Origin of the sequence: Stappia sp. TSB10P1A (assembly GCF_900185725.1) — a bacterium.
Classification (GTDB): domain Bacteria; phylum Pseudomonadota; class Alphaproteobacteria; order Rhizobiales; family Stappiaceae; genus Stappia.
In genome coordinates this window covers 114,565-133,111 of the sequence record NZ_FYAU01000018.1, presented here as the reverse complement: position 1 = coordinate 133,111, position 18,547 = coordinate 114,565, and the positions used below count along the sequence as shown (strand labels likewise).

21 protein-coding genes are annotated in these 18,547 nt (G+C 67.5%); 14 read left to right on the top strand and 7 right to left on the bottom strand.

All coding sequences use genetic code 11. The annotated features are described in order from the left end of the window. Nucleotides 1–7 precede the first annotated feature (7 nt). Together TSB10P1A_RS07275 and TSB10P1A_RS07270 are read right to left on the bottom strand one after the other, a co-directional pair. A complete protein-coding gene (locus TSB10P1A_RS07275) occupies nt 8–826 on the bottom strand; it encodes a phosphate/phosphite/phosphonate ABC transporter substrate-binding protein (protein ID WP_186387246.1) in 819 nt (272 codons plus the stop codon). A 168-nt stretch (nt 827–994) separates the two neighbouring features. Further along, nucleotides 995–1,666: an outer membrane protein gene (locus TSB10P1A_RS07270; RefSeq protein ID WP_186387245.1), complete on the bottom strand. Its 672-nt coding sequence runs from the start codon at nt 1,664–1,666 to the stop codon at nt 995–997. A 480-nt stretch (nt 1,667–2,146) separates the two neighbouring features. On the opposite strand from TSB10P1A_RS07270, the gene TSB10P1A_RS07265 reads away from it, so the two are divergent. From TSB10P1A_RS07265 to TSB10P1A_RS07245, 5 genes are all read left to right on the top strand, one after another. After that, nucleotides 2,147–3,136, top strand: a complete 990-nt coding sequence (locus TSB10P1A_RS07265) for a calcium/sodium antiporter (RefSeq protein ID WP_186387244.1) — start codon at nt 2,147–2,149, stop codon at nt 3,134–3,136. Between the two features lie 147 nt (nt 3,137–3,283). Then, nucleotides 3,284–4,024, top strand: a complete 741-nt coding sequence (locus tag TSB10P1A_RS07260) for an SDR family oxidoreductase (protein WP_371515078.1) — start codon at nt 3,284–3,286, stop codon at nt 4,022–4,024. Next, entirely contained in the window at nt 4,021–6,117 is a 2,097-nt protein-coding gene (gene uvrC / locus TSB10P1A_RS07255; RefSeq protein WP_208987033.1) for an excinuclease ABC subunit UvrC, read from the top strand. Before TSB10P1A_RS07260 ends, uvrC begins: the two co-directional genes overlap by 4 nt. Before the next feature lie 121 nt (nt 6,118–6,238). Further along, nucleotides 6,239–6,865 carry a thymidine kinase gene (locus TSB10P1A_RS07250; RefSeq protein WP_186387242.1) on the top strand — a complete coding sequence of 209 codons (627 nt, stop codon included), beginning with the start codon at nt 6,239–6,241 and terminating at the stop codon, nt 6,863–6,865. 60 nt (nt 6,866–6,925) lie between these two features. Continuing rightward, nucleotides 6,926–7,219, top strand: a complete 294-nt coding sequence (locus TSB10P1A_RS07245) for an HlyU family transcriptional regulator (protein ID WP_186387241.1) — start codon at nt 6,926–6,928, stop codon at nt 7,217–7,219. 25 nt (nt 7,220–7,244) lie between these two features. Here the strand turns inward: TSB10P1A_RS07245 and TSB10P1A_RS07240 are convergent, their stop codons facing one another. Then, nucleotides 7,245–7,958, bottom strand: a complete 714-nt coding sequence (locus TSB10P1A_RS07240; protein ID WP_186387240.1) for a GNAT family N-acetyltransferase — start codon at nt 7,956–7,958, stop codon at nt 7,245–7,247. A gap of 207 nt (nt 7,959–8,165) precedes the next feature. Here TSB10P1A_RS07240 and pgsA point away from each other — a divergent pair, with 207 nt between their 5' ends. From pgsA to TSB10P1A_RS07220, 4 genes are all read left to right on the top strand, one after another. Further along, nucleotides 8,166–8,738 (top strand): CDP-diacylglycerol--glycerol-3-phosphate 3-phosphatidyltransferase, encoded by a 573-nt coding sequence (pgsA, locus tag TSB10P1A_RS07235; protein WP_186387239.1) that lies wholly within the window; start codon nt 8,166–8,168, stop codon nt 8,736–8,738. A gap of 31 nt (nt 8,739–8,769) precedes the next feature. Continuing rightward, nucleotides 8,770–9,021 carry a molybdopterin converting factor subunit 1 gene (gene moaD, locus TSB10P1A_RS07230; protein WP_186387238.1) on the top strand — a complete coding sequence of 84 codons (252 nt, stop codon included), beginning with the start codon at nt 8,770–8,772 and terminating at the stop codon, nt 9,019–9,021. 7 nt (nt 9,022–9,028) lie between these two features. Then, on the top strand, nt 9,029–9,523 hold the full coding sequence (locus tag TSB10P1A_RS07225) for a molybdenum cofactor biosynthesis protein MoaE (protein WP_186387237.1): 495 nt from the start codon (nt 9,029–9,031) through the stop codon (nt 9,521–9,523). A 121-nt stretch (nt 9,524–9,644) separates the two neighbouring features. Next, nucleotides 9,645–10,880 carry a multidrug effflux MFS transporter gene (locus TSB10P1A_RS07220; RefSeq protein ID WP_186387236.1) on the top strand — a complete coding sequence of 412 codons (1,236 nt, stop codon included), beginning with the start codon at nt 9,645–9,647 and terminating at the stop codon, nt 10,878–10,880. A 75-nt stretch (nt 10,881–10,955) separates the two neighbouring features. Here the strand turns inward: TSB10P1A_RS07220 and TSB10P1A_RS07215 are convergent, their stop codons facing one another. Beyond that, nucleotides 10,956–11,858, bottom strand: coding sequence for a branched-chain amino acid aminotransferase (locus TSB10P1A_RS07215; RefSeq protein ID WP_186387235.1), 903 nt, complete (start codon nt 11,856–11,858; stop codon nt 10,956–10,958). Between the two features lie 317 nt (nt 11,859–12,175). Here TSB10P1A_RS07215 and TSB10P1A_RS07210 point away from each other — a divergent pair, with 317 nt between their 5' ends. Genes TSB10P1A_RS07210 through TSB10P1A_RS07200 form a run of 3 tightly spaced genes read left to right on the top strand, consistent with a single transcriptional unit; the run spans nt 12,176 to nt 14,855 of the window. Further along, nucleotides 12,176–12,703, top strand: a complete 528-nt coding sequence (locus TSB10P1A_RS07210; RefSeq protein ID WP_186387234.1) for a MarR family transcriptional regulator — start codon at nt 12,176–12,178, stop codon at nt 12,701–12,703. Continuing rightward, nucleotides 12,700–13,437: a response regulator gene (locus TSB10P1A_RS07205; protein WP_244293020.1), complete on the top strand. Its 738-nt coding sequence runs from the start codon at nt 12,700–12,702 to the stop codon at nt 13,435–13,437. The genes TSB10P1A_RS07210 and TSB10P1A_RS07205 overlap by 4 nt, the downstream gene beginning before the upstream one ends. Beyond that, nucleotides 13,428–14,855 (top strand): ATP-binding protein, encoded by a 1,428-nt coding sequence (locus tag TSB10P1A_RS07200; protein WP_186387233.1) that lies wholly within the window; start codon nt 13,428–13,430, stop codon nt 14,853–14,855. The genes TSB10P1A_RS07205 and TSB10P1A_RS07200 overlap by 10 nt, the downstream gene beginning before the upstream one ends. Nucleotide 14,856: 1 nt before the next feature. On the opposite strand, the gene TSB10P1A_RS07195 is transcribed toward TSB10P1A_RS07200, so the two are convergent. Further along, nucleotides 14,857–15,474, bottom strand: a complete 618-nt coding sequence (locus TSB10P1A_RS07195; RefSeq protein WP_186387232.1) for a TetR/AcrR family transcriptional regulator — start codon at nt 15,472–15,474, stop codon at nt 14,857–14,859. Nucleotides 15,475–15,561: 87 nt separating this feature from the next. Here TSB10P1A_RS07195 and TSB10P1A_RS07190 point away from each other — a divergent pair, with 87 nt between their 5' ends. Both TSB10P1A_RS07190 and TSB10P1A_RS07185 read left to right on the top strand, forming a co-directional pair. Next, entirely contained in the window at nt 15,562–16,320 is a 759-nt protein-coding gene (locus TSB10P1A_RS07190; protein ID WP_186387231.1) for an SDR family oxidoreductase, read from the top strand. Between the two features lie 67 nt (nt 16,321–16,387). Then, nucleotides 16,388–16,990, top strand: coding sequence for a class I SAM-dependent methyltransferase (locus tag TSB10P1A_RS07185; protein ID WP_208987032.1), 603 nt, complete (start codon nt 16,388–16,390; stop codon nt 16,988–16,990). A gap of 262 nt (nt 16,991–17,252) precedes the next feature. Here TSB10P1A_RS07185 and TSB10P1A_RS07180 read toward each other — a convergent pair whose 3' ends face one another. Together TSB10P1A_RS07180 and TSB10P1A_RS07175 are read right to left on the bottom strand one after the other, a co-directional pair. Continuing rightward, nucleotides 17,253–17,615, bottom strand: a complete 363-nt coding sequence (locus TSB10P1A_RS07180) for a tRNA-binding protein (RefSeq protein WP_186387229.1) — start codon at nt 17,613–17,615, stop codon at nt 17,253–17,255. A 97-nt stretch (nt 17,616–17,712) separates the two neighbouring features. Beyond that, nucleotides 17,713–18,411 (bottom strand): TetR/AcrR family transcriptional regulator, encoded by a 699-nt coding sequence (locus TSB10P1A_RS07175; protein WP_186387228.1) that lies wholly within the window; start codon nt 18,409–18,411, stop codon nt 17,713–17,715. Between the last annotated feature and the right edge of the window lie 136 nt (nt 18,412–18,547).

Here is an 18,547-nt window from a genome sequence, read left to right as displayed (position 1 = left end):
CCTCCCCTCACGCCAATACGGGATATCCGAGCGCGGCCGCCTGCCGGTCGCGCTCGGCGATGACCGCATAGTCCTGGACATCGAAAGCGACGAAGCCCCGCAGCGACAGCGCTGCGCGCAGATCGCTGGTTGCCGCCTCGATCGCCGCGACCACCGCCCGCCGCAGGACCGGAACCCACGCGTGATTCGCCCGTGCCGTGATCAGCGGCAGGCCCGGCGTCGGCGGCGTCTCCAGCAGCACCCGCACCTTGCGCGCCGCCGGCTCATGCGCCTGCGCCAGACGGAAACTCACGGCATCGAGCGTGGCGGCGTCGGCCTGCCCGCCGGCCACCGCCTGCAGGGCGGCGCGGTGGGAGCCGGTCTCGATCACGCCGGAGAAGTACGCCCGCCCCTTGGCAAGCGGCGCCAGAAGATGGCGCAGCGCGCCCTCTCCCGATTGCGAGCCCGAATGATTGTAGGCGAGCCGCGCGCCCTTCAGATCGGCGAGCGTTGCCGCCGCGCTGCCCTGCGGCACGACCACCACCGAGCGGTAGTGGCCGGGCGGGCAGGCGTCGAGGCCATAGTTGGGTGAGCCCAGCACGCAAACCGCCTCCGCCAGATGGCGCACCAGCGGCAGCCCGCAGGTCTGGCCGATCAACAGGGCGGGATCGCGCCAGGCCGGCAGAAGCTCGCGCCCGCGCTCCAGCCGCGCCGGGGCGGCGAGGCCGTGATCGCGAAGCGCCTCGCGCAGGAGAGACCAGAAGCGGTCGGTCTCGCTCCGCACCTCCGGCCAGTCATACATCGGCAGGAAAGCGAAGCCTGCGGGTTTGACGGAGGGAGGGGACACGCGGTGCCTGTCTGCTGGGAACAGTCGGAGAGGTGACGACGGGACCTTAGGAAGCAAGCCGGGGAGAGGCAACCCGCCCGCAACACTGTAAAACGGCGCGGGATCCTGCAGAAACGACAACGGGGAGCCGATGTGGCTCCCCGTCGTGCAGTCCGTGCCGCAAGCGGCTCAGAACTTGTAGCTGACGCCGAACCGGACCTGATTGTTGTCCAGACGGGTCCTGTAGGTCTGGCCGCCGAGCCCGAACTTCGTGGTACCGTAGTCCTGGTACTGGTATTCCAGGCGCGCCGTGATGTTCTCGGTGACGGCACCTTCGACACCGGCACCCAGCGTCCAGCCGATACGCGCCACGCTCTTGGAGGCGCCGTTTGCCCGGACATCCACATCGGCAATGGCAAGACCACCGGTACCGAAGACCAGGAAGCGGTCGAAGGCCCAACCGGCGCGCGCGCGCACCGTGCTGTTCCAGTCGCTGCTGGTCTTGTAGTTGACGCCGGCAACCGTGCGCGACTTGTCGATGGCGCTGAGGCTGAAGTCGGCTTCGGCACCGACCAGGAAGTTCGGCGAAACCATGTAGTTGTAGCCGGCGTGCACACCGCCGGTCACACCGTTGTCGCGGGTGTTGAAACGACCGGTCACCGCATTGGTGGTGCGGAAATCGGACCAGTTCCATCCGAGATGCCCACCGAAGTAGAACCCCGACCAATCGAACCGTCCGGCCGGAGCCGGGTCCGCATAGGTGTAGCTCTGAACGGGCTGCGGAAGGTCGGCCGCGAATGCCGGGCCACTCGCCGCAAGGGCGGCGGCCGCAGCAAAACCGGCAGCAGCTAGACGCTTCATGTGAATACTCCAGTTACGCGTTGATCAATCAGACATGCAGGCGCGCACGCAGCACATGTCCGGCCCCCCAACGAACAAGTTATGGAGGCGAAATGTGGCGATGCCCGTAACGAAATGAGGAGATCCCGTGGCAGCGGTCGATTTTTTGGCGACGTGGTAACCAATTGGTTACCTTGGGGGATCGATAGATTTCACCAGGGGAGCGGACATGACGGACGGTCTCCCCCGACCACGCGGTGCCCCCGTATCAGACCCGAAACGTCCGCCGGAAGCAACCGTTTGCTGGCGGGTGGCTATCCCCGGACGCAGGGCAGCATCCCGCATGCCGGGCTTTTCATCTGCAGCCGAATACATATATAGGGCAGGCTTCAGGCAGGCAGCAGGTTGGCAGTCGAGCCGGGCTCCGCAAGGCGCCGCACTGCCCTGCCGACCAAGCACGCTCGCACGTCAGTTCACCTCTCAACCGGGTGTCACAGCTTCATGCTCATCGACTATGTCAGCCTCGTCGGGGGTCTCGTCGTTCTGATCGTCGCCGGCGACGTTCTGGTTCGGGGGTCGGTGAGCGTTGCGGAACGGTTGGGCATTCCCACCCTGGTGATCGGACTGACCATCGTCGCCTTCGGCACCAGCGCGCCGGAACTCGTCATCTCGCTCAGCGCCGCCCTGGACGGTCTGTCCGGCATTGCCATCGGCAATGTCGTCGGTTCGAACGTTGCCAATGTGCTGGCCGTTCTCGGCCTGCCGGCGCTGTTCGCCGCGACCTCCTGCGACGAGAATGGCGCGGTGCGCAACTCGGTCTTCATGGTCGCGGTCAGCGCCATCTTCATCGGCATGTGCTTCTACAGCCCGATCTCGCGGATCGACGGCGGGATCCTGTTGCTGCTGCTGGCTCTTTTCCTCTGGGAGTCCGTCCGCGCCACCCGCAAGCACCGGGCCCAGAATGTCGGCGCCGCAGCGGTTGCCGATGCCGACGGCGAGCTGCCCTTCGACGAGGTGGAAGGTGTCCCCGACAATATCGGCCTCGCGGTTCTCTTCATCCTTCTCGGCCTGATCGGCCTGCCGCTCGGCGCCCATTTCACCATCGAGGGCGCCTCGTCGCTGGCCCGGAGCTGGGGCGTGTCCGACGCGGTGATCGGCCTCACCGTCGTCGCGCTCGGCACATCGCTGCCGGAACTGATGACCTCGCTGATGGCCGCGATTCGCGGCCACGCGGCGGTGGCGCTCGGCAATGTGATCGGCTCGAACGTCTTCAATCTGGTCGCGATCATCGGCATCACCTCCATCGTCGTGCCGCTGCAGGTGCCGGAGGAAGTGCTGCGCTTCGACCTGTGGGTGATGTTTGCCTGCGCCCTTCTCGTGCTGGCCTTCGCCGCGTTCAGGATCACGATCCGCTGGCCCGCCGGCCTGCTCCTCAGCGCCCTTTATGTCCTCTATATTTTCATCGTGTTCCAGACGGGCAAGATCGCCTGATCGGACCTTGCCGAAATCGCGTAAGCTGCGCTGACGTTCGTTCCGTTCGATATCCAGCGAGTCGCCATGCCCGTCTCCCAGAGCCCCGCAGAGACACCCCCAGCGCCCCCCTCAGAGACACCGGCAGATCCCGCGCAGCCCGTCGCCCTGGTAACGGGCGCGGCCTTGCGAATCGGTCGGGCCATCGCCGAGGACCTTTCGGCCAACGGCTTCCGCCTGGCGATCCATGCCCACCGCTCGCTGTCGGAGGCAGAAGCGCTGGCGAGGAACATCGCCGAACGCGGCGGCAGCGCCTGCATCGTCTCCGGCGACCTGACCCGGCCGGAAACGCCGCAGCGGATCATGGCGGCCGCCCGCGCACAGCTTGGCCCCGTCCGCCTGCTGGTCAACAGCGCCTCGATTTTCGAGAAGGACGAGATCGGCGGCCTGGAGATAGACCGCTATGAAAAGCACATGGCGATCCACACCCGCGCGCCGATCTTCCTGACCCAGGAGATGGCCAACGCCCTGCCGGACGGCATGACCGGCCTCGTCGTCAACATCATCGACCAGCGGGTCTGGAAGCTGACGCCGCAGTTCTTCTCCTACACCCTGTCCAAGGCGGCGCTGTGGACAGCGACGCAGACGCTGGCGCAAGGGCTCGCCCCGCGCATCCGCGTCAACGGCATCGGCCCCGGCCCGACGCTCGCCAACACCCGCCAGCAACCGTCCGATTTCGCCCGCCAGGCCGAGGCCGTGCTGCTGCGACGCGGCCCCGGCCTCGACGAGTTCGGCCGAACGATCCGCTATCTCTGGGACACGCCCTCGATCACCGGCCAGATGATCGCGCTCGACGGCGGTCAACATCTTGCCTGGGAAACCCCGGACGTCGTAGGCATGGAGGAATGACCGGACGCAAGAACGACACCCCGCCCGAGGACGACGACCTGCCAGAGGCGTTCGACCTCGACGATACCGAGGACGGTGACGGCGCGGGCGAAGGCACTGGGGAAGGCACTGGGGAAGACACTGGCGCGACCGCCGGCGGGCGCGCGCCCCTGCCCGTGTTCGAGGCGGAACCCTCCCCGCTCGGACCCGAGGCGCGCGGCGTCGACGTCATCTCGCATGCCGTGCGACGGCTGCCGCTGGGACCGGGCGTCTACCGGATGCTCGACGAGGAGGGCACGGTCCTCTATGTCGGCAAGGCGCGCTCGCTGAAGAAGCGGGTGACCAGCTACACGCGCCTGCAGGGCCAGTCCAACCGCATCCTGCGGATGATCATGGCGACCGCCTCGATGGAATTCGTGACGACGCGCACGGAAACCGAGGCGCTGCTGCTCGAGGCCAACCTGATCAAGCGCCTGCGGCCACGCTTCAACGTGCTGCTGCGCGACGACAAGTCCTTCCCCTATATCCTCGTCACCGGCGACCACGAGGCCCCTGCCCTCGTCAAGCATCGCGGCGCCCGCCGCCGCAAGGGCAGCTATTTCGGCCCCTTCGCCTCGGCCGGCGCGGTCAACCGGACGATCAACGCGCTGCAGAAAGCGTTCCTGATCCGCAACTGCTCCGACAGCTACTACGCCAATCGCAGCCGCCCCTGCCTGCTCTACCAGATCAAGCGCTGCGCCGGCCCCTGCACCGGCGAGATCGAGCCGGAGGATTATGCGGGCCTGGTCGCGGAAGCGAAGTCCTTCCTGTCCGGCCGCAGCCAGATGGTGAAGAAGGATCTCGCCCGGCAGATGGAAGCGGCGGCGGAAACGCTCGATTTCGAGCGCGCGGCCGTCTATCGCGACCGCCTTTCCGCCCTCTCGCACATCCAGTCGCACCAGGGTATCAACCCGCAGAACGTGGAGGAGGCGGACGTCTTCGCCATCCACGAGGATGGCGGGCAATACTGTATTCAGGTGTTCTTCTTCCGCACTGGCCAGAATTGGGGCAACCATGCCCTGTTCCCGCGCGCCGACCGCTCGCTCGGCGTTGCCGAGGTGCTGGAGAGCTTCCTCGCCCAGTTCTACGACGACAAGCCGGTGCCGCGGCTGGTGCTGCTGTCGCACGAGATCGAGGAGCGCGCGCTGCTCGCCGCCGCCCTGTCGGAAAGCGCCGGCCACAAGATCGAGGTGGCCGTGCCGCAGCGCGGCGAGAAACGGGAACTGGTCGAGCACGCGCTGAAGAACGCCCGCGAGGCGCTTGGTCGCCGGCTGGCCGAGACCAGCAGCCATGCCCGCCTGCTCAAGGGCGTCGGCGAGGCCTTCGGCCTCACCGCAACGCCGCGCCGCATCGAGGTCTACGACAACTCCCACATCATGGGCACCAACGCCGTCGGCGGCATGATCGTCGCCGGCCCCGAGGGCTTCGCCAAGGGCCAGTACCGCAAGTTCAACATCCGCTCGCAGGATCTCGTTCCGGGCGACGACTACGGCATGATGCGCGAGGTGCTGACGCGGCGCTTCTCGCGGCTGCTCAAGGAGCATGCCGACGAGCGCAAGGCGGCAACGCCCGCTCCCGAGGCGGCGGCGGCGGACGACGAGATCTCCGAGGACACCAGCGCGCTGCCGGCCTGGCCGGACCTCGTCTTCATCGACGGCGGCCTGGGCCAGCTCAACGCGGCACGCGAGACGCTGAGCGCGCTCGGCATCGAGGACGTGCCGCTGGTCGGCATCGCCAAGGGGCCGGACCGGGATGCGGGGCGGGAGAAGTTCTTTATTCCCGGCAAGCCGTCCTTCATGCTGCCGGAGCGCGATCCGGTGCTGTATTTCGTCCAGCGCCTGCGCGACGAGGCGCATCGCTTCGCCATCGGCACGCACCGGGCGCGGCGCAAGAAGGACATTACCCGCAATCCGCTCGACGAGATCGCCGGCATCGGTCCTGCCCGCAAGCGCGCCCTGCTGCGCCACTTCGGCACCGCCAAGGCCGTCTCCAAGGCCGGGATCGACGATCTGATGGCGGTGGATGGCGTGTCGGAATCGGTCGCGCGCGCGATCTACGACCACTTCCACGAATAGCGCCCGCGCCGCCCAAATCTGTGCAAAACCGCTCCTGCCGGTCTGGCAGGTGGCGGCAAGCCGCCATGATGCGAAAAGCCCAGCGGGCGATTCCCTGTCACCACCAGCCTTGTTCGGACCCATGGCGAAGCTCTATTTCAGCTACTCCTCGATGAATGCCGGCAAGTCGACGATCCTGCTGCAGGCGGCCTACAACTATCGCGAACGCGGCATGGCCGCCCTGTTGCTGACGGCGGCGCTCGACGACCGGGCGGGGCGCGGACGCATCGCCTCGCGCATCGGGCTTGCGGCCGAGGCGGATCTGTTCGAGGCGACCACCGACCTTGCCGCCCACATCCGCACCCGCCGCAGCGAGGGGCCGCTCGACTGCGTCTTCGTCGACGAGGCGCAGTTCCTGACCGAGGCGCAGGTGTGGCAGCTCGCCTCCGTCGCCGACGACATGGGCATCCCGGTGATGTGCTACGGCCTTCGCACCGACTTCCAGGGGCGCCTGTTCCCCGGCAGCGCCGCCCTGCTGGCGCTGGCCGACACCCTGCGCGAGGTCAAGACGATCTGCTGGTGCGGCCGCAAGGCCACCATGGTCGCGCGGCTGGATGGCTCGGGCCGGATCGTCGAACAGGGCGAGCAGGTGGTCATCGGCGGCGAGGACCGCTATGTCTCCCTGTGCCGGCGGCACTGGTCGCGGCGGCAACTGTCGCATGAAGGCGGCCACGGCGCCGCGACGAACGAGGGGGCGGACGGCGCCTGACGGTGGCACAGAACACGGCCATGACACCGCATGCGCGGCACGGTGAGGGAAGGACGGACAATGGTTTTCGGGAAACTCTTCGGCGGACTTTTCGGCGGTGGCGACAAGGCCCCGGCGGCCTCGCGCCACCAGACGCAGGAATACAAGGGCCACCTCATCACCCCGGCGCCGACCGCGCGTGACGGCCAGTGGCAGGTCGCGGGCTCGATCTGCCGCACCTTCGAGGACGGCGAGACCAAGACTCACGACTTCATCCGCGCCGATCTGATGCCGAGCGAGGAACAGGCGGCGGAGTTCGCCGCGCGCAAGGCCCGCCAGATCATCGACGAGCAGGGCGACCGCCTGTTCGGCTGAACGCGCCGCGACCCGTCGGCCGCGCCTATCGGCCCTGCGAGCGGAGGTCTTCCAGCCGCTGGATCTGGCGGCCGTTCAGATCGAAATTCTCCGGCGAAAGCCAGGCCTCGAACGCGGCGCGCAGGCGCGGCCATTCGCTGTCGAGGATCGAGAACCAGGCGGTGTCGCGGTTGCGGCCCTTGTAGATCATCGCCTGGCGGAACGTGCCCTCGTACGAAAAGCCGAGACGCCCGGCGGCGCGCCGCGACGGCGCGTTGAGCGCGTCGCATTTCCACTCGTAGCGGCGATAGCCGAGCTCGTCGAACACCCGCCGCATCATCAGATACATCGCCTCGGTGGACTGCACGCTGCCCTGCATCAAGGGCGAGAAGTTGATGTGCCCGACCTCGATGACGCCGTTGGCCGGGTCGATCCGCAGATAGCTGGCGACCCCCAGTTCGCGGCCGGTCGCCGCGTCCACCACCACATGGAACAGCGGATCCTCCCCGGAATAAGTCGCCTCGGCAAAGCGCTGGAACTCGTCCTCGGTCTCGCTGGGGCGGTAGCCGAGATAGGTCCAGTTGCGCCCCTCCCGATCCTCCCGATAGGCCTGAAAAAGACCGGGCGCATGGCGCGGCTCAAAAGGCTCAAGACGGCAGGCCCTGCCTCCCATCGCCGCGCGCGGCGGCCTTGGACGCGCCGTCCAGCCCGCAACCTCCGGCCCGATCGCCTGCCCGAATTCGTTCCGCCGCTCGATCATTCCAACGCCCCGCCACCTGTCTGGACCGCACCCAGATATACCGCGCCCGCACACCCATGCGAGCACCGCCCGCACGCAGTTTCACGGCACCGGTGAGAGGCTTGCAAGGCCCTGCGGCACCGAGGGCCGATTGACGCGATGGGGTCCGCATGCTTCAAGGACCAGAGCAATCCCTGCCACTCATGCAGTGCGAGACCCTGAAGCGACATGTCTCAATCCCATGTCTGGAGCCTTCCCAACATCCTGACCTACGGCCGCATCCTTGCGGTGCCCGCGGTCATGATCTGCTTCTATTTTCCCGGCCATGGCCCGCGCTGGATCGCCCTCGGCATCTTCATCGTCGCCGCGATCACGGATTTCTTCGACGGCTACCTGGCCCGCGCCTGGCAGCAGCAGTCGCGCCTCGGCCAGATGCTCGACCCCATCGCCGACAAGCTGCTGGTCGCCGTGTGCCTGCTGCTGCTGGCCGGTCGGGGCGACATCGCCGGCTGGTCGATGATCGCTGCCGCGATCATCCTGTGCCGGGAGATCCTGGTGTCGGGCCTGCGCGAATTTCTGGCGGAACTGCGGGTCAGCGTGCCGGTGACCAGGCTCGCCAAGTGGAAGACGACGGTCCAGCTTGTCGCCATGGCCTTCCTGTTGGCCGGCCCGGCCGGCGAGGCCGTGCTTCCCGGCACCCAGTTGCTCGGGCTGATCGCCCTGTGGATCGCCGCCCTGCTGACGCTATATACGGGCTACGACTATTTCCGGGCCGGCATCGGCCATCTGGTGCGGGACTGAACCGCAAGCCGGCGCGAGGACGGAGCACACCATGCAACTGCGCTATTTCGCCTGGGTCCGCGAGCGCATCGGCCTCGATGCCGAGATCGTGGACCTGCCGGGCGGCATCGCCACCGTCGCCGATCTGCTCGACTGGCTCGCCTCCCGCGACGAGGGTTATGCCAGCGCCTTTGCCGAGCGGGAGATCATCCGCGTCGCCCTTGACCAGGAGCATGCCGAGCACGACGCGCCGCTTGCCGGCGTGCGCGAGGCGGCTTTTTTCCCGCCGATGACCGGTGGCTGAGGCAGCCATGGCCAGCACGCCGAAGTCATACCAGGACACCTCGCCGCCGGTGGACGTCCGCATCCAGAGCGGCGATTTCGACGTAGCCGCCGAGATCGAACGGCTGCGGCAGAGCCATCCGAACATCGGCGCCGTCGTCACCTTCACCGGCCTGTGCCGCGACGAGGGCGGGCGCCTCGCCGCGCTGGAACTCGAGCACTATCCCGGCATGGCCGAGGCGGAGATCACCCGCATCGCCCGTGAGGCCTGCGCCCGCTGGCCGCTCGACGGGCTGACGGCGATCCACCGCCACGGCCGCATCGAGCCCGGCGGCAACATCGTGCTCGTCGTCGCCGCCTCCCGCCATCGCCGCGCCGCCTTCGAGGCGGCCGAATTCCTGATGGACTATCTCAAGACCCGTGCTCCGTTCTGGAAGAAGGAGCACCTGAAGGACGGCACCAGCGGCACCTGGGTCGATGCCCGCGACAGCGACACGCGCGACGCCGACCGCTGGAAGGCTTGACCTGCCGCCGATAAGGGAGGATGTCTTGTCCATCCTCGCAGGCGCTCCACAGGCCTGCGCCCCCCCGTCTCCCCCAACAGGCGCGCCCCCCCATCGTCCGGAGGCCGCGACCGGACCGCTCATGACCTCCACAGCAACGCCCGTCGCGACGCTCGACGGCCCGCGCCATGGCCTCGGCTTCAAGGAATTCGTCGCCATCGTCGCGGCGCTGATGGCGCTGAATGCCCTCGCCATCGACGTGATGCTCCCCGCGCTCGGCGACATCGGCCGGGCCTTTGCCATCACCGATCCCAACGAACGCCAGAAGATCGTCATCGTCTACCTGATCGGCTTCGGCTCGGCGCAACTGGTCTGCGGCCCGCTGTCCGACCGCTTCGGCCGCCGTCCCGTCCTGCTCGGCGGACTGGCGCTTTATGCCGCCGCCGGCCTGTTCAGCGTCGTCGCCGCCTCGATGGACCAGATGCTGCTCGCCCGCCTGCTGCAGGGCATCGGCTGTGCCGCGCCGCGCGTGGTGGCGGTGTCGGCGGTGCGCGACTGCTATTCCGGCGCGCGCATGGGCAGGGTCATGTCGCTCGTCATGATGGTGTTCATGAGCGTGCCGATCATCGCCCCGTCGATCGGCCAGGTGATCCTCCTTGTCGCGCCCTGGCGGGCGATCTTCCTGATGCTGACTTTCGGCGGCTTCGCCATGCTCGGCTGGTGCGCGCTGCGGCTGCGCGAGACGCTTCCCGTGGAGGAGCGCCGGCCGCTTTCGGTCTCCACCGTTCTCGGCGCCTACCGCGCCACGCTCGCCACCCGGGTGACCTTCGGCTACATGCTGGCGACGACGCTGATTTTCGGGGCGCTGTTCTCCTTCATCGCCTCGGCGCAGCAGGTCTATGTCGACCTGTTCGGCCTCGGCCCGGCCTTTCCGCTTGTCTTCGCCCTGATGGGTCTGGCGCTCGCCGCCGCGTCCTTCCTCAGCGCCTCCCTGGTCGAGCGCATCGGCCTGCGGCCGCTCTCGCACTGGGCCCTGGTCGCCTATGCCCTGCTCAACATCGTCCAGGTGATCGCCGCACTGACCCTCGGCTCCAACGTCTTCGTCTTCACCTCTCTGCTGGTGCTCGGCATCTTCTCCTTCGGACTGATCGGCCCGAGCTTCAACGCCATCGCCATGGAGCCGCTCGGCCACATCGCCGGCGCCGCCTCGGCCATGGTCGGCTTCGTCACCACCAGCGGCGGCGCCGCGCTCGGCTACCTCGTCTCCAGCCGCTTCGACGGCTCGGTGCTGCCGTTGACCCTCGGCTTCGCCTGCTTCGCGTTGTCGGGCCTTGCCGTCGTCGCCTGGACCGAACGCGGACGGATGTTCGCCGTCTAGCCCCCCTTCAAAGGCAAAAGGGCGGCCCGCCGGCCGCCCTTCGCAGTGTCGCTCAATGAGGGGTACCTGACGGTCTCAGCCGGCGGCTGCGACCTTCACCGCTGCCTTCGGCTGCACCTCGAGGTGATAGTCTTCCATCAGGGTCTTGGTGATCGGATGGACCGTGAACGTATACGGCCCGACCTCGGACACCGGGGTCACTTCCGCCGCCGTGCCGGTGAGGAAGCAGGCCTCGAAGCCCGCCATCTCCTCCGGCAGGATCGCCCGCTCGATCACCTCGAAGCCGCGCCGCTTGGCCAGGTCGATGACCGTGCGGCGGGTGATGCCGTCGAGGAAGCAGTCCGGCTTGGGCGTGTGGATCTTGCCGTCCTTCACGAAGAAGACATTGGCGCCGGTCGCCTCGGCCACCTGGCCGCGCCAGTCCAGCATCAGGGCGTCGGCATAGCCCTTGCGCTCGGCCTCGTGCTTGGAGATCGTGCAGATCATGTAGAGGCCGGCCGCCTTGGAGCGCGAGGGCGCGGTCATCGGGTCCGGACGGCGATAGGCCGCCATGTCGAGACGAATGCCCTTCAGCCGCTCTTCCGGCTTGAAATAGCTCGGCCATTCCCAGGCGGCGATCGCCAGGTGGATGGTGTTGGACTGGGCCGACACGCCCATCATCTCGCTGCCGCGCCAGGCCACCGGGCGGACATAGGCATCGACCAGATTGCCCTTTGCCAGCAGTTCGCGCGTCGCCTGGTTGATGGTCTCGGCGCTGTAGGGGATCTCGAAGCCGAGGATCCGGGCCGACTCGTGCAGGCGCTCGGTGTGCTCGCCCAGCTTGAACACCTCGCCGCCATAGGCGCGCTCGCCCTCGAAAACGCTGCTGGCATAATGCAGGCCGTGGCTCAGTACGTGGAGCTTGGCTTCGGCCCAGGGCACGAACACGCCATCATACCAGATGTGGCCTTCGCGTTGGTCAAAGGGCAACTGCGCCATATGAACTACTCCCGAAACAGGCAACGGGCTCGGTCCCGTTTGCGTTTGCGTTGTGTTTGAATGAGATGCCGGTCCGCCGGCACCGTCACGACTGCAATATGCTTCCGCCTCGCGGCTTTGCGCGGCCCGCCAACTGTTTGTATGGTGACGGGCCCCTCGGCGCCTGACCACGCGCGACACCGGAGTCGCACGCCTGGCCCGGAAAGCCACGGTCTGCAACGCCGATGGACAACATCTACCATGCTTGAACGGCGATGACGTACGATCGTTTCGCAGCAGACTGGATACGTGTAACAATCAGTCGGAAATAAGTCAATATGGCTGACGTAAATTTCTCGCAGGACTCGGATGAGGGGCAGCCGGCCCCTGCGATGGCGATCCCGATCGACCTCATCGAGCTGCTGTTCTTCGCCTATCGCGACTTCACGGCGGACCCGGACGCGGCGCTGGCCGAATTCGGGTTCGGCCGGGCCCATCACCGCGTGCTGCATTTCGTCAACCGCAATCCGGGCCTGCGGGTCACCGACCTGCTGGCGATCCTGAAGATCACCAAGCAGAGCCTTGCCCGGGTGCTGAAACAGTTGGTCGAGGAAGGCTATATCCTGCAGGAGCCGGGACCGCAGGACCGGCGCGAGCGCCTGCTCTTCGCCACGGCCAAGGGCGAGGAACTGGCCGCGCGCCTCACCGATCTGCAGGCCCGCCGCATCCGCCGCGCGCTCGCCGCAATGCCGCCGGAGAGCCACGATATTGCCCGGCAGTTCCTGTATCATATGATCGATCCGGATCAGCGCGGCGACGTCGCCCGGCTGATCGACAGCCAGATCCCAACGAGGGTGAGCCCGTGACGCTGGACAGCACCGAGACCCAGGCAGACGGCACGCCGCCGGTGGCGGGCGTGCAGGATGACGCGCCGCACCTGCTCCTGGTCGACGACGACACCCGCATCCGCACCCTGCTCAAGCGCTTCCTTGCCGAGCACGGCTTCCGCATCACCGTCGCCGCCTCCGCCGCCGAGGCGCGGCGGCGGATGAACGGGCTGGCCTTCGACCTCCTCGTGGTCGACGTGATGATGCCGGGCGAAAGCGGACTGGAGCTGGCCGCCGACCTGCATGCCCGCTCCGACGTGCCGATCCTGATGCTGACCGCCCGTTCCGATGCCGCCGACCGGATCGCCGGACTGGAGGCGGGCGCCGACGACTATCTGGTGAAGCCGTTCGAGCCGCGCGAACTGTTGCTGCGCATCCGCGCGATCCTGCGCCGCCGCTCCGCCACCGATGTCGCCGTGCCGACCGACATCCGCTTCGGCCCCTATGTCTTCGATCCGACCCGTCGCGAGTTGCGGCGCGGCGACGAGATCATCCGCCTGACCGACCGGGAGAAGGAGATCCTCGTCCTCTTCACCGAAAAGCCCAACGAGACCGTCCCACGCACCGAGATCGTCGGCGACGACAGCGGCCTTGGCGAGCGCACGGTCGACGTGCAGATCAACCGGTTGCGCCGCAAGATCGAAACCGATCCCGGCAACCCGCTCTATCTGCAGACCGTGCGCGGCATCGGCTACCGGCTCGTATGCGATTGAAACAGGCGTTTCGCGGCGCCCTCGCCCGCCTCCCGAAGCTTCCCGTTCCCGGCGTGCTGCGCCGGGCCGGCGCGCTTGTGGCAACGCCGTATCAGGCGCTGGCGCGCGCGCTCTACCGGCGCATGCCGAAGGGGCTGTTCACCCGCACCCTGCTGATCATCGTCATCCCGCTGGTGGTGATGCAGGCGGTGCTCGCCTTCGTGTTCCTGGAACGGCACTACAACCTCGTCACCCAGCGCCTGTCGGACGCGGTCGTCCGCGACATCTCGCTGATCGTTCGCCTGACGGAGAGCAGCGCCGGCGAGGAAGAGTTCCAGCGCCTCGCCCAGATGGCGCGGAGCGACCTTGGCCTTGCGATCACCCTGCTGCCTCCCGAGCCGCTGCCGCCGCCGCGCCCCAAGCCCTTCTTCGACATCGTCGACCGCTACCTGTCGCAGCAGGTCGCCGCGCGGATCGGCAAACCCTTCTGGATCGACACGGTCGGCCGCTCCAGCTTCGTGGAACTGCGCATCAAGCTGGAGAACGGCGTGCTGCGCGTGATCGCCCGCCGCAGCCAGACTTATGCCTCCAACTCGCATTTCTTCATCGTCTGGATGGTCTCGACCTCGCTCGTCCTCGTCGTCATCGCGCTGCTGTTCCTGCGCAACCAGACGCGCCCGGTCGAGCGCCTCGCCACCGCCGCGGAAAGCTTCGGCAAGGGGCGCCCGATCGAGGATTTCCGCCCCAGCGGCGCACGCGAGGTGCGCCGCGCCGCCCAAGCCTTCATCGAGATGCGGCGGCGCATCGAGCGCCAGATCGAGCAGCGCACCACGATGCTCGCCGGTGTCAGCCACGACCTGCGCACGGTGCTGACGCGCTTTCGCCTGCAGCTCGCGCTGTTCCCCGCCAGCGAGGAAGTGCGCGCCCTGCAGCGTGATGTCGACGAGATGAAGACGATGCTGGAGGACTATCTCGCCTTCGCCCGCGGTGAAGGCGACGAACAGGCGCAGCCCACCGATATCGGCCTGATGTTCGAGGAACTGGAGGCGGAGGCGGAGATCCTCGGCGCGGCGGTGACCTCGCATCTGCAAGGTCCGCCCGAGGTGACGCTGCGGCCCAGCGCCTTCAAGCGGGCGCTCACCAACCTTGTGACCAATGCCGCAAGGCACGGCGACAGGCTGAACATCGACGGCCGCAACGCCGATGGCTGGCTGACGATCACCATCGAGGACGACGGCCCCGGCGTGCCGGTCGAGGAACGGGAGAACGTCTTCCGCCCGTTCTACCAGCTCGACCACGCACGCAATCGCGACAGCGGCGGCAGCGGCCTTGGCCTCGCCATCGCCCGCGACATCGTCCGCGCCCATGGCGGCGACATCGTGCTGGGCGAAAGCGAGACGCTGGGCGGCCTGCGCGCCCGCGTCCGCATTCCGGTTTAGCTCAGCGGCTCGTCCCGGCGGGCTCCGCTACTAAGTATCCCAGCACCGCGCGCTTCAGACGCAGTGTCAGCCCGTTGATGTCCTTCTCCCCCGCCTCGATTGCCGCGCTCGACAATCCGTGGCACAGCGCGACGAGATCGAAGGCCACGGATTCCGCATCGGCGATCCCGTGCCCGGCCAGCACATCCGCTACAATGTTCCGCAACTCTCCCTTGAGCTCTCGGGTTTCCGCATCGACCGGAAGCTCCGCCTCGACACGTTCCAGTGCCCGGGCAAGTTCAGGGCGGGTGAGATGGTGCTCGAGAGCGGCCGCCACCATGAGTTCCACCGTCGAAGCCAGACTTTCCTCACGTCCGAGATCCGCCGCCCGGCGCATGGTCAGAACCATATCGCGCCGCAGGCCGCGGATCAGTTCGGCGAGGATCGCCTCCTTGCCGGGGAAATACTGGTAGAGCGAGCCCACCGAGACGCCCGCCCGCTCCGCAACCCGGTTGGTGGTCAGGGCGTGGCTTCCCTCGGCCTCCAGAATGCGAGCAGCGGCCTCAAGAACGGCCGCGCATGTCGCTTTGCTGCGCGTCTGAAGCGGAGTTTTGCGCGGTCTGAGTTCCGGCTCGGTCATGGCGCCCAATGCGAGTGTGAATGTGAGCAATTATTCGCATAATTGAGGCGACACGCGAAGCGATTTCCCCTCACCCGGACCACGCAGATGAGAAACCCCTTCAACCTTGCCTCCCGCACCGTTCTCGTGACCGGCGGCTCCCGCGGCATCGGACTGGAGCTGGTGCGCCAGTTGCTCGCCCGAGGCGCCTGCGTCCTTGCAACCGCGCGCGACATCACACCGCTCGACGATCTGGCCCAGGCGCATCCCGGCAGGCTCGACGCCTTCGCGGCCGACCTCGGCCGTACCGAGGGCGTTCGTGCCCTCGCCGATTGGGTGGCCACCCGCCATCCCGATTGCAGCGTCCTGATCAACAATGCCGCGATCATGCTGCATCAGCAGCTTGCCGCCGCTCCGCCCGCCTATCTCGACGAGATCGCCCGCGAAACCGCGGTCAACCTTGTGGCTCCCGCTCAACTGGCGACCACCCTCCTGCCCCTGCTGGCACGCCACCCGTCTGCGGCCATCGTCAACGTCACCTCGGGCCTTGCCGTCGCGCCCAAGAAAGACGCCCCGGTCTATTGTGCCACCAAGGCCGGTCTGCGCAGCTTCACGCGTGCCTTGCGGGACCAGTGCCATGCAGCAAACCGCCGGATCCTCGTCAGCGATGTCGTGATGACGCTGGTCGATACCGGCCTGTCACGTCCCTCCGCCGCCCGAAAATACCCGCCCGCACGCGCGGCCGCCGACCTGCTGCGTGGAGTGGAGGCAGGCCGGAAGGAGATCTGGGTCGAGAAGGCCCGGCTGCTGAGGATTGTTCACCGGATCTCTCCCGCCTTCGCCTATCGGCTCCTGCGGAGCCGCTGACGGACCGGCCGATACCGCGCCGGACACCCCCATTCTGCGGGAGCACCAGATGAGTCGAGACGGCTTCTTGCTTCAGTTTCTGCGCAAACCGCGGCAGGTCGCCGCCCTTGCCCCATCCTCCCGCGCCCTTGCGAAAGCGATGGTCGAGCAGGTGCCGCACCGGGCGAAACGGATTGCCGAGCTCGGCCCGGGAACGGGTGTCTTCACGCGATGCCTGGTCGACCACGGCATCGCCGAGCAGGACCTGACGCTGTTCGAGATCAATCCCCGTTTCGCGGACCTGCTTGCCCACCGCTTTCCGCGAGCCGTGCTGCACCGTCTGCCGGCCCAGGAACTGGCAGGGGTTGCCGGAGGTCCCTTCGACGCGGTCGTCTCCGGCCTGCCGCTGCTGTCGATGACCGCTGCCGAGCAGGAGGCAATCCTGGATGCTGCGTTCGCGCGGCTGGCGCCGGACGGCGCCTTCATCCAGTTCACCTACGGCCCTGCCTCTCCCGTCCGTCGCGGGATATGCGGGAAGCTCCAGCTCACCTTCACGCGCACGCGCAGGATCTGGGCCAACCTGCCGCCGGCAACCGTCTATGTGTTCCGCCGGGCGAGGGTTCCCGCCCGCATCCTCGACATGGAGCCGGCGGCGGATGCCTGGACCACGAGGTGTCTGGAGCCGACCTAGGGTCAGGACCCATTCATATGACGACAATGGCGTTCGATAGACCAAGACCTGCAAGGAGAAGCCCGCAGAAGCGGGGTCGCCCCCCGGTCAAGGGTTTCGACGCGGCAGGTCGCCGGTCTATCGGACGTCCTGCGGATCGTCCCGACCTGCACGGGCTACTTTGTCGCAAGGCCTTGAAAGACTTTATGTCTTCCTGCGGCCCTGCTTCGCGTATCCGCGCACGTCAGGACGACCATTGCGGCCATATTAATGGGTCCTGACCCTAGAACAGCCGGCCGCCGAGCGGCACCTCCTGCTCGGGCGCCAGCAGAACGACCTCGCCATCGGCATCGGGCACCCCGAGCGTCAGGACTTCCGACATCATCGGGCCGATCTGGCGCGGCGGGAAGTTGACGACCGCCAGCACCTGCCGGCCGATCAGGCCTTCCGGCGTGTAGTGCCGGGTGATCTGGGCGCTGGACTTCTTGAGCCCGATCTCGGCTCCGAAATCGATCACCAGCTTGATCGCCGGCTTGCGCGCCTGCGGAAACGGCGCTGCCTCGACAATGCGGCCGACGCGGATATCGACCTTGAGGAAATCGTCAAAGGAAAGGACCGGCGAAACGGCCGCGTGGTCTTGCGTCATGATGGGTGATGTCCTGAACGACAAAAGGCGGGAGTGTGAAAACCCGCGCGGGCCTTTCGGCCGGCGCGGTTGTGCGGCGCTCCCGCCACTCTAGTCGTCAGGCAGCGCTCGGGGAAGCCCCCGAAGGAGCCGCCGCGTCTTGCGGCCCGTCGGCGCCCGGCGGCGGCGTGTCCTGCCGCGAACCCCGCGTGCGCGCCCGCGACAGCAGCGGCTTCAGGAACCTGCCGACCCGGTCGAGCCGGCCCATCCACACCTCGCCCTCGTCGAGCTGGCGGGCAAGCGCCGACATGGTGCGTGCAAGCCCGGGATCCTCGTCGTCCAGCCACACGTCGACGACCCGTCCGAAGGCGACGACCAGCGCCTGCGACATCACCGCCGCCCGCGGACCGGAGGCCGGAAGACCGGCCGCCGTCAGCATCCAGCGCTGCGAGGTCACCGCCTCCCTGTTCAGCTTCAGCGCGAACTGCGGATCGCATCGCACCGCCTTGCGCAGGGCGCGGATCGCATCCCTGTGCGGAGACAGCGCATCGAGGCGGGTCATCAGCACGTCGAACAGGCGCTCGCGCGCCGGCTCGCCCGCCATGTCCGGATCGATGGAATCGAGAACCGTCTGGTCGATGTCGGACAGGAATGCCCTCAGGCAGGCCGTCTTGCCGGGAAACTCCGCGCGCAGCACCGACAGCTTGACGCCCGCCTCGCGGGCGACATCCGCCATCTCGAAGCCGTGCCAGCCCTTCTCTCCCAGCAGGGACAGGAAGCTGGAAACGATCTTCTGCCTGGTCTTTGCCGTAGCCATGGGCTCCTCCGGATCACGCGGGACCGCGCTGCGCCACCCCTGCGATGGCCGATCGCGAACACATCCAACGGATGTAGGGACCCGGCACCGGATTTTCGAGCATCAATGCAGGCAATGCGCGGCAGTGCCGCATCGC